19 protein-coding genes are annotated in these 14,734 nt (G+C 77.0%); 10 read left to right on the top strand and 9 right to left on the bottom strand.

Features of this window, described 5'->3' with window-relative positions; all coding sequences use genetic code 11:
* The first annotated feature begins 57 nt into the window (after positions 1 to 57).
* The 5 genes from P9841_RS01315 to P9841_RS01295 all read left to right on the top strand — a co-directional run bounded on the left by P9841_RS01315 (position 58) and on the right by P9841_RS01295 (position 3,205).
* On the top strand, positions 58 to 696 hold the full coding sequence (locus tag P9841_RS01315; protein ID WP_283320326.1) for an LD-carboxypeptidase: 639 nt from the start codon (positions 58 to 60) through the stop codon (positions 694 to 696).
* Entirely contained in the window at positions 693 to 1,001 is a 309-nt protein-coding gene (locus tag P9841_RS01310) for a S66 peptidase family protein (RefSeq protein WP_283320325.1), read from the top strand. The genes P9841_RS01315 and P9841_RS01310 overlap by 4 nt, the downstream gene beginning before the upstream one ends.
* Before the next feature lie 240 nt (positions 1,002 to 1,241).
* Positions 1,242 to 2,018 (top strand): class I SAM-dependent methyltransferase, encoded by a 777-nt coding sequence (locus tag P9841_RS01305; RefSeq protein ID WP_283321821.1) that lies wholly within the window; start codon positions 1,242 to 1,244, stop codon positions 2,016 to 2,018.
* 205 nt (positions 2,019 to 2,223) lie between these two features.
* On the top strand, positions 2,224 to 2,580 hold the full coding sequence (locus tag P9841_RS01300; RefSeq protein ID WP_283320324.1) for an STAS domain-containing protein: 357 nt from the start codon (positions 2,224 to 2,226) through the stop codon (positions 2,578 to 2,580).
* Between the two features lie 55 nt (positions 2,581 to 2,635).
* Positions 2,636 to 3,205, top strand: a complete 570-nt coding sequence (locus P9841_RS01295) for a dihydrofolate reductase family protein (RefSeq protein ID WP_283320323.1) — start codon at positions 2,636 to 2,638, stop codon at positions 3,203 to 3,205.
* Positions 3,206 to 3,212: 7 nt separating this feature from the next.
* Here P9841_RS01295 and P9841_RS01290 read toward each other — a convergent pair whose 3' ends face one another.
* Together P9841_RS01290 and map are read right to left on the bottom strand one after the other, a co-directional pair.
* Positions 3,213 to 3,842 (bottom strand): maleylpyruvate isomerase family mycothiol-dependent enzyme, encoded by a 630-nt coding sequence (locus P9841_RS01290; protein WP_283320322.1) that lies wholly within the window; start codon positions 3,840 to 3,842, stop codon positions 3,213 to 3,215.
* Between the two features lie 42 nt (positions 3,843 to 3,884).
* Positions 3,885 to 4,646 (bottom strand): type I methionyl aminopeptidase, encoded by a 762-nt coding sequence (gene map, locus P9841_RS01285; RefSeq protein ID WP_283320321.1) that lies wholly within the window; start codon positions 4,644 to 4,646, stop codon positions 3,885 to 3,887.
* A gap of 126 nt (positions 4,647 to 4,772) precedes the next feature.
* Between map and P9841_RS01280 the strand changes: the two genes are divergently transcribed.
* Positions 4,773 to 5,048 (top strand): helix-turn-helix domain-containing protein, encoded by a 276-nt coding sequence (locus P9841_RS01280; RefSeq protein WP_283320320.1) that lies wholly within the window; start codon positions 4,773 to 4,775, stop codon positions 5,046 to 5,048.
* A gap of 86 nt (positions 5,049 to 5,134) precedes the next feature.
* Positions 5,135 to 5,473 carry a hypothetical protein gene (locus P9841_RS01275; RefSeq protein ID WP_283320319.1) on the top strand — a complete coding sequence of 113 codons (339 nt, stop codon included), beginning with the start codon at positions 5,135 to 5,137 and terminating at the stop codon, positions 5,471 to 5,473.
* 12 nt (positions 5,474 to 5,485) lie between these two features.
* Here the strand turns inward: P9841_RS01275 and P9841_RS01270 are convergent, their stop codons facing one another.
* The 3 genes from P9841_RS01270 to P9841_RS01260 form a co-directional block, all read right to left on the bottom strand.
* Complete coding sequence (locus P9841_RS01270) at positions 5,486 to 5,791, bottom strand: STAS domain-containing protein (RefSeq protein WP_283320318.1); 306 nt, start codon at positions 5,789 to 5,791, stop codon at positions 5,486 to 5,488.
* A 144-nt stretch (positions 5,792 to 5,935) separates the two neighbouring features.
* Complete coding sequence (locus P9841_RS01265; RefSeq protein WP_283320317.1) at positions 5,936 to 6,295, bottom strand: ArsR/SmtB family transcription factor; 360 nt, start codon at positions 6,293 to 6,295, stop codon at positions 5,936 to 5,938.
* Positions 6,296 to 6,299: 4 nt separating this feature from the next.
* Complete coding sequence (locus P9841_RS01260; protein WP_283320316.1) at positions 6,300 to 7,532, bottom strand: MFS transporter; 1,233 nt, start codon at positions 7,530 to 7,532, stop codon at positions 6,300 to 6,302.
* A 101-nt stretch (positions 7,533 to 7,633) separates the two neighbouring features.
* Here P9841_RS01260 and P9841_RS01255 point away from each other — a divergent pair, with 101 nt between their 5' ends.
* Positions 7,634 to 7,888, top strand: a complete 255-nt coding sequence (locus P9841_RS01255) for a hypothetical protein (RefSeq protein WP_283320315.1) — start codon at positions 7,634 to 7,636, stop codon at positions 7,886 to 7,888.
* On the opposite strand, the gene P9841_RS01250 is transcribed toward P9841_RS01255, so the two are convergent.
* Positions 7,881 to 8,441: an NUDIX domain-containing protein gene (locus P9841_RS01250; RefSeq protein ID WP_283320314.1), complete on the bottom strand. Its 561-nt coding sequence runs from the start codon at positions 8,439 to 8,441 to the stop codon at positions 7,881 to 7,883. The genes P9841_RS01255 and P9841_RS01250 overlap by 8 nt on opposite strands.
* 149 nt (positions 8,442 to 8,590) lie before the next feature.
* Here P9841_RS01250 and P9841_RS01245 point away from each other — a divergent pair, with 149 nt between their 5' ends.
* Both P9841_RS01245 and P9841_RS01240 read left to right on the top strand, forming a co-directional pair.
* The gene (locus P9841_RS01245; protein ID WP_283320313.1) at positions 8,591 to 9,688 is read left to right on the top strand and encodes a glutamate--cysteine ligase; all 1,098 of its coding nucleotides are present in this window, start codon (positions 8,591 to 8,593) and stop codon (positions 9,686 to 9,688) included.
* Between the two features lie 126 nt (positions 9,689 to 9,814).
* Positions 9,815 to 10,159: an RNA polymerase-binding protein RbpA gene (locus tag P9841_RS01240; protein WP_146838390.1), complete on the top strand. Its 345-nt coding sequence runs from the start codon at positions 9,815 to 9,817 to the stop codon at positions 10,157 to 10,159.
* A gap of 120 nt (positions 10,160 to 10,279) precedes the next feature.
* Here P9841_RS01240 and P9841_RS01235 read toward each other — a convergent pair whose 3' ends face one another.
* The 3 genes from P9841_RS01235 to P9841_RS01225 form a co-directional block, all read right to left on the bottom strand.
* The gene (locus P9841_RS01235) at positions 10,280 to 11,062 is read right to left on the bottom strand and encodes a polyprenol monophosphomannose synthase (protein WP_283320312.1); all 783 of its coding nucleotides are present in this window, start codon (positions 11,060 to 11,062) and stop codon (positions 10,280 to 10,282) included.
* A complete protein-coding gene (lnt, locus tag P9841_RS01230) occupies positions 11,059 to 12,624 on the bottom strand; it encodes an apolipoprotein N-acyltransferase (protein ID WP_283320311.1) in 1,566 nt (521 codons plus the stop codon). Before lnt ends, P9841_RS01235 begins: the two co-directional genes overlap by 4 nt.
* A gap of 455 nt (positions 12,625 to 13,079) precedes the next feature.
* A complete protein-coding gene (locus P9841_RS01225; protein WP_283320310.1) occupies positions 13,080 to 14,687 on the bottom strand; it encodes an amidohydrolase in 1,608 nt (535 codons plus the stop codon).
* Positions 14,688 to 14,734 lie beyond the last annotated feature (47 nt).

Here is a 14,734-nt window from a genome sequence, read left to right as displayed (position 1 = left end):
CCCCGGCGCGGGTCGTCGCCCGTACCCGGGGGCCGGGCGGCTGGCACGATGCGGTGCATGATCCGGTTCCCCGCCCCGCTCTGGCCCGGCGACCGCATCGGCGTCACGTCCCCGTCGGCCGGCGTCCAGCCCGGTGAGACCGCCCGCATCGACGTCGCTGTCGAGCACCTGCGCGCCGCGGGCTACGACGTCGTCGTGGGCGAGGTCATGGACGGCTCGGGCATCACCGCCGGGCCCGCGTCGCGGCGCGCCGCGGAGCTGACCTCGATGCTGACCGACCCGGCGATCCGCTGCGTCGTCCCGCCGTGGTGCGGCGAGACCGCGATCGACCTCGTGGACCTCCTGGACTGGGACGCGCTCGCCGCGGCGGAGCCGACCTGGCTGGTCGGGTACTCCGACCTGTCGACGCTGCTGGTGCCCCTGACGACGCGGCTCGGCTGGGCCACGCTGCACGGCGACAACCTCGCGGACACCCCGTACGAGACTCCCCCCGGCCTGCTGAGCTGGCTCGACATCGCGTCCGGCGCCGGACCCCACCGGCAGCGGGACTCCGGACTGGTCGCGGACTGGTGGACGTTCGCCGAGGACAGCCGCGCCACCGGTGGAAGCCCGTCGGGCACGGGCACTGGGACCTGGCGTCCGGCGGCACCCTGCACGCGACGGGCCGACTCGTCGGCGGCTGCATCGAGACGATGACCGCCCTCGCCGGCACGCCGTACGGCGACGTCGCCGCGTTCGGGCGCGCGCACGCCGACGACGGGCTCGTCGTCTACGTCGAGGCGGCGGCCGAGGACGCCGCAGCCGTGTGCCGCGCCCTGCACGGGATGCGCCTCGCCGGGTGGTTCGACCACGCGAACGCCGTCCTCGTCGGGCGCACCCGCGCACCCGACCACCCCCGCCTCACCCAGCGCGAGGCGGTGCTCGACGCCCTCGGGCGGCTCGACGTGCCGATCGTGCTCGACGTGGAGAAGGGCACGTGCCGCCCCACCTGCCCCTGGTGAACGGCGCGCTCGCGACCGTGGTCGTGGACGGCGACCGACGGGAGATCGTGCAGCACCTCGTGTGAGCACCCCGGCCCGCGCGACGCCCGCCCGCCACCGGCCGGTCACGCCGGCGGGGACGATCGTCCCGGCGACCGCGGGAGCCGGGGAGCATGCTTCCGGTGTGCCCTCAGGTCCCGCCCCGACCCCGGGACCCGGCGGGCGCACCGCCGCCGCGCACGACGCGGCGAAGCGCGCCGCCTGGGCCGGGACGGCGGCTGCGTACGCGGAGACCTTCGCCGCCTCTGCGCCCGCGCGGTGCCGGCGCTCCTCGACGACGCGGCGGTCCGGCCCGGCGAGGCGCTGCTCGACGTCGGCACCGGCCCGGAACCGGTCGCCCGTGCGGCGGCGGACCGCGGGTGCGCGGTCACGGGCGTCGACCCGGACCCGGAGATGGTCGCGCTCGCACGGGCCGCGGTGCCCGGCGCCCGGTTCCTGGTCGGGGCGCTCCCCCGCCTCCCGTCCGCGGTCGGCTCCGGGTTCGACGTCGTCACCGCGAACTTCGTGCTCAACCACGTGGGCGACCCGCCCGCGGCAGCGGCGGCGCTCGCCGGTGCCGCCCGGCCCGCCGGCCGGGTCGCCGTGTCGGTCTGGCCCGCGCCGCCGGGACCGGCGCAGCAGCTCTGGGCAGACGTGCTCGACCGCGCCGGCGTCGCGCCGGCCGCGACCGCCCTGCCGGAAGGCCGGGACTTCGCGCGCACACCCGACGGCCTGGGAGCCCTGCTGACCGCGTCGGGGCTCGAGCAGGTCCGGGCCCGGGAGGTCGGCTTCGTGCACGTCGCGCCGCCCGACCTGTGGTGGAGCGCCGTCACCCGCGGCGTGGCGAGCATCGGCGCCGCCTACCGGCGCCAGGACGGCGCGGGCCGCGAGGCGGTGCGCCGGGCGTTCGTCGACCTCGCCGCCGGGTACACCGGACGCGACGGCCTGCTGCACCTGCCGGCCCGGGCCGTCGTCGCGTCGGGGCGGGTCACCGCCTGAGCCTCGCCCGGCCGTCCCGGGAACACGCGCCCGCGCCCCGGACCGACGGCCGCCCGGGACGCGCGCTCGTCGGGCGGTGGCCCCTGCCCGGTGGCAGACTCGTCGCGAGTCGAGCCGCCACCGCAGCCACGCTGCCCCGGCGCGCGGCCCGACGCCACCGTTCGGGACGGGGACGGGAACCGCGACCGCCCGGGAGGTCGGTGCGATGCAGGATCGTCCCGGCGGGATCAGCGCCCGCACCGACGGCGGCTCGACCGTCATCCGCCTGCACGGCGAGGTCGACGCGTCCCTCCGCGCGGATGCGGGGCACGCGCTCGCCGCGGCGCTGATCGCCGGCGGACCGGTCGTGCTCGACCTGGGCGGGGTGACGTTCATCGACTCGACGGGCCTGGCGTTCCTCATCCAGTGCCTGCGCGCCTGCGGCCAGACCGGCCAGCGGTGCACCCTGGAGGACGTCCCCGCCGACGTGGCGACGCTGCTCGCGATGCTCGGGGTCGACGCGCTCACGCACGCCGGACCGGGTGGCACGCCCCCACCGGTCCCCCGCGCCGCACCGCGGTGAGGCGGGCGCCCGTGCCGGCGTCGACGTCCTCGACGCCCGGCCCTACGCTCGGACGATGCTGCTCTGCTCGATGAGCGTCTCCGTCGACGGCTACGTGTCCGACCGGGCCGGCCGGCTCGGCTGGGGCACGCCCAGCGACGAGCAGTTCGCGTTCACCCTGGCGCAGGTCGGCGAGCTGGGGGCGTACATCTGCGGGCGCCGGCTGTACGAGACGATGCTCGTCTGGGAGACCGACCCGGAGCTGCGCCGCGCGGAGGCGTCCGCCGCGTTCGCCGACGTCTGGTGCGCGCTGCCGAAGATCGTCCTCAGCCGCACGCTCGACCGGGTCGAGGGCAACGCCCGGCTCGCGTCCGGCTCCCTCGAGGAGGTGGTCGCGGGCGCGCTCGCGGGCACCGACCGGGACGTGTCCATCGGCGGCGCCGACCTGGTCCACCAGGCGCTCGGGCTCGGCCTGCTCGACGAGGTCCGGATGTTCCGCAACCCCGTCGTCCTCGGCGGCGGCACGCCCCTGCTGCCACCGGTGCCCGAGCCGGTGCCCCTGGACCTGGTGGAGACGCGGACGTTCGCGGGCCGCGTCGTCTACGAGCGGTACCGCGTGGTCCGGGGCCCGCACGCTCCGGTCTGACCCGCGCTCACGCGCATCGCCCGGCGAGGACCGCCGCCCCCGGACCCGTGAGGTCGGCGCAGGCCGCCGCACGGCCCGTCATCGCCATGATCAGCGAGAGGGCGGGTCCGCGCACCACCTCCCCCTCGCCCGCCGTCGTCCCCGTGTCGGTGGCCTCGAGGCGCAGCCCGGTCACCCGGGACCGCGCCACGACGACCTGGTCGGTGCCGGCGTAGTAGCGCAGCAGCAGGTCAAGCACCTCGTGCGGGTGGTCCCGCGTCAGGCCGAGCGGGTGCCGGATGTCGGTCCCGTGCACGACGAGCTCGCCCAGCAGGGCGGGCGCGGGCAGCGGCGGGGAGGTGCGGCTGCCGATGGTGGCGCGGAACCGGGCGAGGGTCTCCTGCGGGTCCGCGCCGAGCTGCTCGCGCAGCCGGTCGTCGACCTGGCGGTCGAAGTCGAAGCGGGCCCGCAGCACCCCCAGGAACCAGCGCAGCGGCGACACCGCCCCGCTCACCGTCAGGTGCGCGAGCACCTCGCGCACCGAGAGACCGTCGCACAGCGACGGGGTCCGCCAGTCGTCGTCGTGGAGGGTCCGGAGCTGGTCCGCCAGGGCGGCCCGCTCGTGGTCGACGTGGGTCAGCGTGGTCGCACGATCCATCGGGCCATCCTGCCCTGCCGCCCGCTCACCGGCACGGACGCCTCAGGTCAGGACCTCCACCCCGTCCTCCGTGATCGCGACGGTGTGCTCGCTGTGGGCAGTCAGGCAGCCGGTCGCGCTGCGCAGCGTCCAGCCGTCCGCGTCGGTCACGAGCTCGGCGGTGTCGGCCATGACCCACGGCTCGATCGCGAGCAGCAACCCGGGTCGCAGCCGGTAGCCCCGCCCGGGCCGGCCGGTGTTCGACACGTGCGGGTCCTGGTGCATGGTCGACCCGACCCCGTGCCCGCCGAACTCCGTGTTGACCGAGTAGCCGGCGCCCTCGAGGACGTCCCCGATGGCTGCCGAGACGTCACCCAGGTGCACGCCGGGACCCGCGGTCGCGATCGCCGCGGCGAGCGCGCGCTCGGTGGTGTCGATGAGGGCGACGGCCTCCGGCGGGCGCGTCCCCCCGACGACGAAGCTGATGGCGGAGTCGGCGACGACGCCCCGCAGGGACACCGCGAGGTCGAGGGTCAGCAGGTCGCCCGCCACCAGCGTGCGGGCGTGCGGCAGGCCGTGCAGGACGGCGTCGTTCACCGACGTGCAGATGTAGTGCCCGAACGGCCCGCGCCCGAACGACGGCGCGTAGTCGACGTAGCAGGAGACGGCGCCGGCCTCCTCGATCATCTGCCGTGCCCAGCGGTCGATCTCGAGCAGGTCGGTGCCGGGGCGCGTGCGGTCGCGGAGGGTCCGCAGGATCCGGTGGACGAGCGCCCCGGTGTCGCGGGCCCGCCGCAGCTCGTCGGGGCTGAGGATCTCGATCACGGCTGACCTCCGGTGCGGCCGCCGGCCGGCGGCGGGTGGGACAACTATCCCGGTCAGACTATCCCGCCGCGCCACCCGACCCGCGCAGGCTGTCCCGCCACCCGGGGCCGCCCTAGGATCGCTCGCATGGTCCGTCTGCCCCTCACCGCCGCCGAGGTCGAGCGCGGGCGCCGGCTCGGCGCCGTGCTGCGACGCGCGCGCGGCGACCGGTCGATGGCCCGCACCGCGCTCGACGCCGGCGTGTCGCCCGAGACCCTGCGCAAGATCGAGTCCGGCCGGGTCGCCACGCCCGCGTTCCCGACGATCGCCGCGATCGCGGCGGCCATCGACCTCTCCCTCGACACGCTGTGGGCCGAGGTCAGCGCCCCGGACGGCGGGTCGTCCCAGGCGCTCGCGTCCTGACCGGGCGACCCGTCCGCGTCCGGGCCGCAGCCGGTTCACCCGCCGCCGGGCGGGCGCTCCCGGGGTGCCCGGCAGCACAGTGGAGCATGCGCCCCTCCCCCGACAGCGCCGACGACGTCGCGCTGCCCCGGTTCCGCGAGCTCGACGCGTCCCGCCGTCGGCAGGCCCAGATCGTCGTGCTGCACGACGGCGAGCCGGACGGCACCCGCCTGCGGTGGGCGCTGAGCCTCGCGGACATCGCGGGCCGCCCGCTGGCCCGCGAGCACCTGCGCCTGCCGCCCGGCCAGGACCCGTCGGGTCACCTCGGCGTGGACGTGCACCTGGACTCGGTGGGCATGCAGGTGCACGGCGAGTGGTTCACCGGCACCGACCCCGCGCGCCCGCGGCGCTACGCCCGGGTGGTGCCGAACACGCCCGGCCGGTGAGGGGCTGCGCGCTCAGCCCACCGCGAGGACGTCGACGAGCCCGAGGACCTCGAGGACCCGGCGCGCACGCGGCGGCACGTCCTGGACCCGGAACGGCAGGTCGTCGCGCGCGCACGCCTTGCGGCACTGCAGCAGGAACGACACACCCGACGAGTCGATGAAGGTCACGCCCGCCAGGTCGAGGACGACCGGCTGCGCGGCCGCCCGGACGGCGTCCACCGCGGCGGTGGCCTGCGCCCGGAGCGACAGGTCGATCTCGCCGACGAGTCTGACGGTCGTCACGCCGTCGGTGCGCTCGGTGGTGATGGTGCTCCGCATGGGTTCCCCCCGGCCCTGATGGTCCCCGCTGCTGACCTCGGCGGAGTCGTGCACGCCATGGGTGGATCCTCGACCCGGTGCGGCGACGCCCCGCACGTCCACCCACTGTGTCACGGGCCGGCACCGTTCCGACAGCACCGCAGGTCACGGGCGGTGGTGCGGCGGCTCCTCGTAGCGCACGTGCTCGGCCTGGTGCAGCACGTGGCGCACCAGCGCGGCCACGTGCTCGTTCGCCTGGCGGTAGTGGACCGTGACACCGTCGCGCCGGGTCTGCACGAGCCGGCCGGCCCGCAACCGGGCGAGGTGCTGCGACACGGCCGGAGCGGGCCGTCCGAGCATCTCCGCGAGGGTGCCGACCGAGAGCTCGCGATCGTCCAGCAGCAGCAGGATGCGCAGGCGGGTCGGGTCCGCGAGCAGCCGCAGGACGTCGACGGCGGCCTCCAGGTCGGCGGCGGGCACGAGGGCTGCACCCGTCTGAGCCGCCACGTCGGTCTCGCTGGTCACCTGCTCAGCCTGCCACCCCCGCGGCGACGGGCGCGGGACGCGGCCAGAGCGCCGCGGTGACGGCGGCGGCCACCGCCGCCAGGCTCGCGAGCACCAGTGCGGCGCGACCCAGCCCGAGGGCCCCCAGCACCCCGGCCAGCGGGTAGGTCACGAGCCAGCAGGCGTGCGACAGCGAGAACTGCGCGGCGAACACCGCCGGCTGGTCGGCCGGCCTGACGCTGCGCGCGATGACGCGACCCACCGGCGTCTCGGCAGCGGCCCACCCGGCACCGACGAGCGCGAACAGCGCGCCCACGAGCAGCAGCCCCGCGGTGCCGCGCACGGCGAGCCCGCCGGCGACCGCGGCCGTCCCCAGGGTCAGAGCCGCGAGTCCGCCGAGCACGACCGCACGTTCGGGCCGGCGCTCCAGCACACGAGGGAGCAGGACGGCCACGAGGAGCGAGCCCGCGCCGAGCGCCGCCAGCAGGAGCGCGGCGGTGCGCTCGCCGCCGCCGTACGCCTCGCGCGCCACCGCCACGTACTGCACCAGGGCGAACGCACCGGCGGACGCCACCGAGAGGTCGAGCGCGAGCACCGCCCGCAGGCTCGGTGTGCGGACCATCAGCACGGCGCCCCGCCGCACCCGCGCGCCGAACGGCAGGCCCGCGTCCTCCGGCGCGGGCGCGGCGCCGGCCGGGACCGCGGTGCGGGCGACCAGGGCCGCCGACACGGCGAAGCCCGCCGCGGTCCCGAGGAACAGCTGCTGACCGGGCAGCACCAGCAGGAGCGCCGCGGCCAGCACGGGCGAGAGCAGCATCTCGAGGTCCTCCGCGAGCCGCGACAGCGACAGCGCCTGCGTGTACCGGCGCTCGTCGGCCACGAGGCGGGGGACGACGGCCTGGTACGCCGGCGTGTGCACCGCCGACGCCGCCTGCAGCACCAGCACGAGCGCGTACACCTGGGCCACGGACGTCACGACGGGCAGGCCGAGCACCACGACCACACGCACCACGTCGGCTCCGACGAGGACCGCCCGCGACGGCAGCCGGTGCACCACGGCCGCGGCGACGGGCGCCAGGGCCACGTACGCCAGCATCTTCAGCGCGAACACGGTCCCCAGCACGACGCCGGCCCGTGCCCCGGCCAGGTCGTACGCCAGCAGCCCCAGCGCCACCGTGGCGAGCCCCGTCCCCGTCAGGGACACGACCTGGGCGGTGAACAGGCGGCGGTACGCGCGGTCGCGCAGGACGAGGAGCACGCGTCATGGTGCCACACCTGCGTCTGTGCGCACAGATGCACACCTGCGTGCACGGGGCCGATGGGGCCACGGCGCGGGCCGTCTCCTGGCAGGGTGACGGGGTGCACCCAGCCGTGGCGGACGCCCTCGACCGCTGGAACGCCGCCCACCCCTGGAGCCACAACGACCGGTACGCCCGGTGGCGCGACGCGCTGGCGCCGGGCGGGACGCTCGTCGTCGTCGGGTCCTGCCGCGAGGCGACGCCCGCGGAGGTGCGGGAGTGCGTCGCGCGGGTCCTGCCCGGTGCACGGGTCCGCCGCCGGCTGTTCTGGCGCTGGACCCTCGTGCACCGCGCGTCGGCGGCGGGTGTCAGGTGAGGCGGCCCAGGGCCACGGCGGCGTGCATGAGGGCGGCGACGGACTCCCCGTCGGTCAGCGCGCCGGTGCGCAGCAGCTCCACGACCTCCGGCCACGTCCGGCGCTGCACCTGCACGATGCCCTCCTCCGCCTGCCCGTCCGCCGCGACCGTGCCGGCGTCGGGTGCGGGCCGCACGTCGCGCGCGAGCAGCACGTGCCCGGGCGCGTCGCTGACGCCGTTGAGCGAGTAGACGGCACCGAGCTCCTGCCAGTCGTCCGAGACCAGGCCGGTCTCCTCCAGCAGCTCGCGGCGTGCCGCCGTCAGCGCGTCCTGGCCGTCGGAGCCGCCCGCGGGCACCTCGAGCGAGCGGAGCCCGGTGGTGTAGCGCTCGACCTCGACCAGCACGACCTCGCCCTCGGGCGTGACGGGCACGACGAACACCGCCGGCTGACGGACCTCGACCACGCCGTAGACGCCGGGCCGGCCGTCCGGGCGGGTGACGGCGTCCTCGCGGACGCGGATCCAGGCGTTCTCGTACACGGTCGTCGACGCGCGGGTGTGCCAGGGGGCCACGGGTCCTCCGGGGTCGGGGCTGGGGGCGCGGCCAGCGTAGTGCGCGGCGGCGGACGGACCGGCGGGGGTCGCCGGCGACGCGCACGGCGCCCCTGACCGCACCCGCCGCTCCGCAGGACAGACGCCCCCGGGGACCCCACAATTCCTGCGTGCGCACGATCGGTGTCGAGGAAGAGTTCTTGCTGGTGTCGGAGGCCGGCTCGCCGCGCGCCGTCGCGGCGGCGGTGCTGCAGCACGCCTCCTCTGTGGACGGCGACGACGACCCCGCGCAGCCGGGCGGGTCGCTGGAGAAGGAGTTCGCGCAGGAGCAGGTCGAGACCTCGACGCACCCCTGCACCGACCTCGACGACCTGCTGGAGGAGGTGCGGGGCGGGCGCTGGCGGGCCGATTCGTCCGCGCAGCACGCCGGCGCCCGCATCGCGGCGCTCGCGACGTCGCCGCGGCCCGCCGACCCGACCGTGGTCGTCAACCGTCGCGCCCAGGACATCGCCGCGCAGTTCGCCCGGACGGCGCGGGACCAGCTCACCTCCGGCTGCCACGTCCACGTCGAGGTGGCGGACGCCGAGGAGGGCGTGCGCGTCGTCGACCACCTGCGCCGCTGGAACCCGGTGCTGCTCGCCCTCAGCGCCAACAGCCCCTACTGGCAGGGCGACGACTCCGGGTATGCGAGCTTCCGGTCGCAGATCTGGGGCCGCTGGCCGACCGCCGGCCCGACGGCGCCGTTCGGCGACGCCGCGACCTACCGCCGGAGCGTCGAGGACCTCGTGGCGAGCGGCACGATCCTCGACGACGGGATGGTGTACTTCGACGCCCGGCTGTCCGCCCGGTACCCGACCGTCGAGGTGCGGGTCGCCGACGTCTGCCTGGACCCGCAGGACGCCGTGCTGCTGGCCGCGCTCGTCCGGGCGCTCGCGGAGACCGCGGTGTCGGGGCGCCCCGAACCCGCTCCCCAGCCCCGGACGGAGGTCGTGCGCGTCGCGACGTGGCGCGCCGCGCGCTCCGGCCTGGACGACGACCTGCTCAGCCCCCTGACGGGACGCCCGGCGCCGGCTCGGGCCGTGCTCGACGAGCTGCTGCGGCACGTCGAGCCGGCGCTCGTGGAGGGAGGCGACCTCGAGCGCGTGCGGGACGGGGTCGCCTCCCTGCTCGGGCGCGGCAACGGCGCCCAGCAGCAGCGACGCTGGCGGCACGAGGGGGCGGACGACGCCGAGCTGGTGCGCCGGGCGGTCCGCGCGACCCTCGCCTGAGCCCTGCAGGAGGCCCTCCCCGCGCGTTCACGGGACCTTCACGCCAGACTGGAACACTGAACGGTCCCCGGACGTTGACCGATCTGAGTAAGCCACACGTCTGCACGTCAAGGCACGGAGGTCCTGATGTCGAACCGGTCCCTGCGCGGTATGCGCATCGGGTCCCACAGCATGGAGACGGACGAGGGCGTCGACTTCGCCCCGCGTCTCCAGGCGTACTACGACTGCCCGAACGGGCACACGATCATCCTGCCGTTCTCGGTCGAGGCCGATGTCCCGGTGGTGTGGGAGTGCCGGTGCGGCGCCGAGGCGCTGCTGCGCGACGCGTCCAAGCCGGAGCCGAAGGCCACCAAGCCGCCGCGCACGCACTGGGACATGCTCCTGGAGCGCCGGACCATCAAGGAGCTCGAGGAGCTGCTCGACGAGCGCCTCGACCTGCTGCGCGCCGGCAAGCTGCGCCGCAGCGCCTGAGGCCCAGGGTCACGTCACGCACGGGTCCCGTCCCCCGCACCGGGGGGCGGGGCCCGTCGTCGTGCAGCCCGTCGTCCTCCGGCCCGGCGCCGTCCCGGACCGACCGGGTCCGGGCGCGCCTCACCGTCCTGCGGTGCGACTCCCCTGCCGCAGGAGCCCCCGCAGCTGCTGCCACCGGCGGCGGGCTCCCCAGACCGTCACGCGGACGAGCGCCTCGCCCACGATGGCGCGGCTCATCTTGGAGCGGCCCTCGGCGCGCTCGACGAAGGTGATCGGCACCTCGACGACGCGCCCGCCGGCGAGCAGGACCCGCCACGCCATGTCGATCTGGAAGCAGTACCCGTGGGAGGCGACCTCCCCGAGCGCGAGCCCCCGGAGCGTCTCCGCCCGGTAGGCGCGGAACCCCGCCGTCGAGTCCCGCACCGGCAGGCCCATCGCGACGCGCGCGTACACGTTCGCCCCCCGCGACAGGAGCTGGCGGTGCAGCGGCCAGTTGACCACCCGTCCGCCGCGCACCCACCGCGACCCGATCACCAGGTCCGCCCCGGGCACCCGGGCGAGCAGCGCCGGCAGGTCCTCGGCGCGGTGCGACCCGTCGGCGTCCATCTCGACCAGGACGCGGTACCCGCGCTCGAGCCCCCAGCGGAACCCGGCGACGTACGCGGTCCCCAGACCCTGCTTGCCCGCGCGGTGCAGGACGTGGACGGCGCGGCGCCCGCGCTCGGCCTCGTCGCTCGCGGCGATCCGCTCGGCGAGCTCGCCGGTACCATCCGGGGACGCGTCGTCGACGACCAGCACGTCGGCGCCGGGCACGCAGCGGGCCAGCGCCGCCAGCGCGTGCGGGAGGCTGTCCCGCTCGTCGTACGTGGGGACGACGACGAGCACGCGAGCGGCGGCGGTCACGCGGCGGCCTCCGGACGGTCGGCGCGGCGCACCCGCGCGGCCCCGGCGGCACCCGCGACCGTCATCGCCACGGCCAGGGCGCCCACGACCAGGCTGGGCCACGCGCCGAGACGGGTCGCCGGTGTCAGCGACTCGCGCAGCGGCAGGCGCGCGACCAGCTGCTCGGCGGTGAACAGGCCCGTGTCCGCGGCGACCGTCCCGTTGGGGCTGATGACGGCGCTGACGCCGACGGTGGACACCTGCACGGTCGCCCGGCCGCTCTCGACGGCACGCAGCCGTGACATCGCCAGCTGCTGCGTCGACTCCGCCGAGTACCCGAAGTTCGCGTTGTTGGTCTGCACCACCAGGATCTCCGCCCCCTCCCGCACGCTCTCGCGGACCAGCGGGTCGTAGGCCACCTCGAAGCAGATGACGTCCCCGACCACCACGGTGCGACCGAGCCGCTCGGACTCCAGCGGCACCACCCCGGGCTCCGTGCCCGGCAGCATGTCGTTGCGGACGAGGTCCACGGCCGAGGAGAAGGGGCGCACGAGGTCGCGCAGCGGGATGTACTCCGCGAACGGCGCGGGGTGCTGCTTGGAGTACCGCGCCACCGGACCGGTGCCCGGCTCCCACAGCAGCGACGTGTTGTAGCGCCCGCCGGACTCCGGGTACTCGATCGTCCCGACCAGCAGCGGCGCGCCGACCTCCCGCGCGGCACCGTCGATCGCGGCGGCGGCCTCGGCGTCGACCTGGGGGTCGATGTCGGTGCCGTTCTCGGGCCACAGCACCAGGTCGAGGTCGCCCGGCGCGATCTGGTCGAGCAGGGCGTAGGTGCCGGCCACGTGGTTGTCGAGCACCTCGCGCCGGTTGTCGAAGGCGTGCAGGCCCGGCTCCGACACGTTGCCCTGCACCGCGCCGACCATCAGCGTGCCGTTCTCCGCCCGGGTGTCCATGGGCACCAGGAGCCCGCCGCCGACCAGCGCCGCGGCCACCGCGAGCCGGCCGAGGGCCGGGAGCAGGGCGAACCGGCGCGCCGCGAGCCACGCGAGGGCGAGCGCCGCCCCCGTCGCCACGACGACTGCCGAGACCAGCGGCGCGCCACCCAGCCGGGCCAGCGCGAGCAGCGGCGAGTCGGCCTGCGAGAACGCCAGGCGACCCCAGGGGAAGCCCCCGAACGGCCACAGCGACCGCAGCTCCTCGACCGCGACCCACAGGACCGTGAACACCAGGAGCTGCAGGGACGCGCGCCGCCACACGGCCTCCCCGCGCCGGGCCCACGACCAGGCCGCGCCGAACAGCGCGACGAAGCCGGCCTCGGCCACGGACAGCGCGACCCACGGCACCACGCCGATCGAGACGTCGACCCAGGTGAGCAGCGGGAGGAAGAACGCCGCGCCCCAGACGAGGCCGAGGAGCGCGTTCCACCGGGCGCTGTCGCGCCGCATCGCGAGCATCAGCAGGGCCGTGCCGAGCGGCGCGGCCCACCACCAGCCGAGATCGGGGAAGGCGGTCCAGGTCAGGAGTCCACCGGCGAGCGCCTGGACCGCGCTCCACCAGCGGGAGGGGTCACGAGCAGGCACCGCGCCAGGGTACGGCACCCGGCTGTCACCGGCCGCCGGGTGAGAGACCGACCGGCCGGCCCGCGTGTCCTTCGTACCGCACGGCACCGCGCAGCGGTGCGGCGTTCTCTGATGAACACGCGGGCCCGGCCGGAGCCCGGCGTGGTCCGATCCCTGCCCCCTCCGGGGCGCCTCGTGACGGGCGCCGCCGTTCGGACCACTGCCGAGAACCTACCGAACCGTCCCGTCGTGTCAAGGGTGCCGACGGGCTGGTCAGCGACGTCCGCGCACGTCACCAGCACAGGGAAGCCCTGCCCGGAATGTCTGGATCGCGAGGTCGACCCGGCGTGTCGTCCGGCGTGTCGGACCACCCGTCCGGGTGAGGCCGCGCCGCGGGCCCGCACCCGCGGTTCACCCGTCCGCCGGATCACCCGCCGCGGGGCGGGCCTCCGGCCGGACGGGCGGCCCGCCGCCGGTCACGCCGCCGACCGCCCCGTCCCGCCCGACGCGTCGAACAGGACCCGGCCCGCGCGCACCGTCAGCACGCACACGGGATCCCCGTCCTGCGGCCCCAGCGCCGGGAGTCCCGGGCCGTCCGTGCGCCAGACGGCCAGGTGCGCGGGCGCCCCGACGCGCAGCAAGCCCGTCGCCTCGTCGCCGAGGCCCGCGGCGAGCCAGCCACCACGGGTGTGGGCGTGCACCGCCGCAGCGAGGGGGATCCGCTGGTCGGGCGTGCGGTGCCGGACCGCCGCGCGCACCGCCGCCCAGGGTCCGGCCGGCGTCAACGGGCCGCCGGACCCGAACGCGAGCGGCACCCCGGCGGCGCGCAGGTCCGCGAGCGGCTGGAGCGAGGCGGCCCGGCCGCTCCCCAGGCGGCGGACCGCGGGGCCGTCGTCACCGCCCCACGCGGCCTCCGGCACCGGCTCCACCGCCACGGTCAGGCCGAGCAGGACGAGCGTGGCGAGGGCCGGCGCGTCCAGCATCGACGCGCGCCCCAGCCGGTGGCCGGCCGCCCGCAGCGCCTCGACGCCCTCGACCTCCGCCGCGGCCCGGAAGCCGAGCAGCACCTCGGCCACCGCGCGGTCGCCCGTCACGCGGAACGCCGCCTGCACCCCGGCCCGGGTCACGGCCGCGACGTGGTTGCTCACCTGCTCCGCCGTCAGCAGCAGCTCCCCCGTCCGGTCGCCCGGCGCGCGCACGTCGTCGTACGGCTGCCGCAGCGCCGCCGTCCGCGCGCGGAGCGTGCCGTCGACGGCGAGGTCGCCGCCGATCCCCCGCAGCCCGGGCAGCTCCTCGAGCAGGTCCCGCGCGTCGTCCGTCGTCTCGCACAGCTCCGCGCGGTACGCCGCCACCTGCGGCAGCCCGGAACCCGGCTCGGCCGTCCTCGCCAGCAGCGCCGCCAGGTCCCGCCGGGCGGCCGAGCCCGGGGCGCTGTGCTCGTGCACCGCCACCACCCCGGCGCGCGCGGCCGCGCGGAGCGCGAGGTCCTCCAGGGCGGCGCGGCGTGGCTCGGCGGCCTCCCGGACGGCGCCCCACGCCACCCGCAGGGCCTCGCCGGTCACCACGCCGTCGTCCCGCCACCCGGGCAGCGTGTCCAGCCCGAGCACCCGCGCGAAGGACGAGGACACCACGGCGGCCGTCCGGTCCGCGCTCCCGAGCCAGACGGGCGCGCCCCCGCCGGCGGCGTCGAGCTCGTCCCGGCGGGGCGGCCGGTCCTCCGGCCACAGCGCGTCGTCCCAGCCGGATCCCGCCAGCGGAGCGCCGTCGGCCGCCGCGCGACGGCCGGCCGGCCCCCGCACCGCGTCCCGGACGCGCGCGAGCACGTCGTCCACCCCGCGCGCGCCGGCCAGGTCCACCCCGTCGAGCGCGAGCCCGGACTCGAGCGCGTGCACGTGGGCGTCGACGAAGCCGGGCGTCACGAGCGCCCCGTCGAGCTCGACCACGGCGTCGGCGGCGCCGGCCAGGCCGTCCGCCGCGTCGGCGCCACCCACCCAGGCGACCCGGTCGCCGGAGACGAGGATCGACGTCGCGTCGGGGGCGTCGGGCGTCAGCACCGTGCCGCCCCGGTACAGCGTGGTGGTCACGACCGCACGATAGGGGAAGGCGGCCGACCTCACCCGTCGGCGTCGCG

Source organism: Cellulomonas sp. ES6, assembly GCF_030053835.1.
Taxonomy (GTDB): Bacteria; Actinomycetota; Actinomycetes; order Actinomycetales; family Cellulomonadaceae; genus Cellulomonas.
The sequence above is the reverse complement of the archived record's forward strand: the minus strand, read 5'-3'. Positions and strand labels throughout refer to the sequence as shown.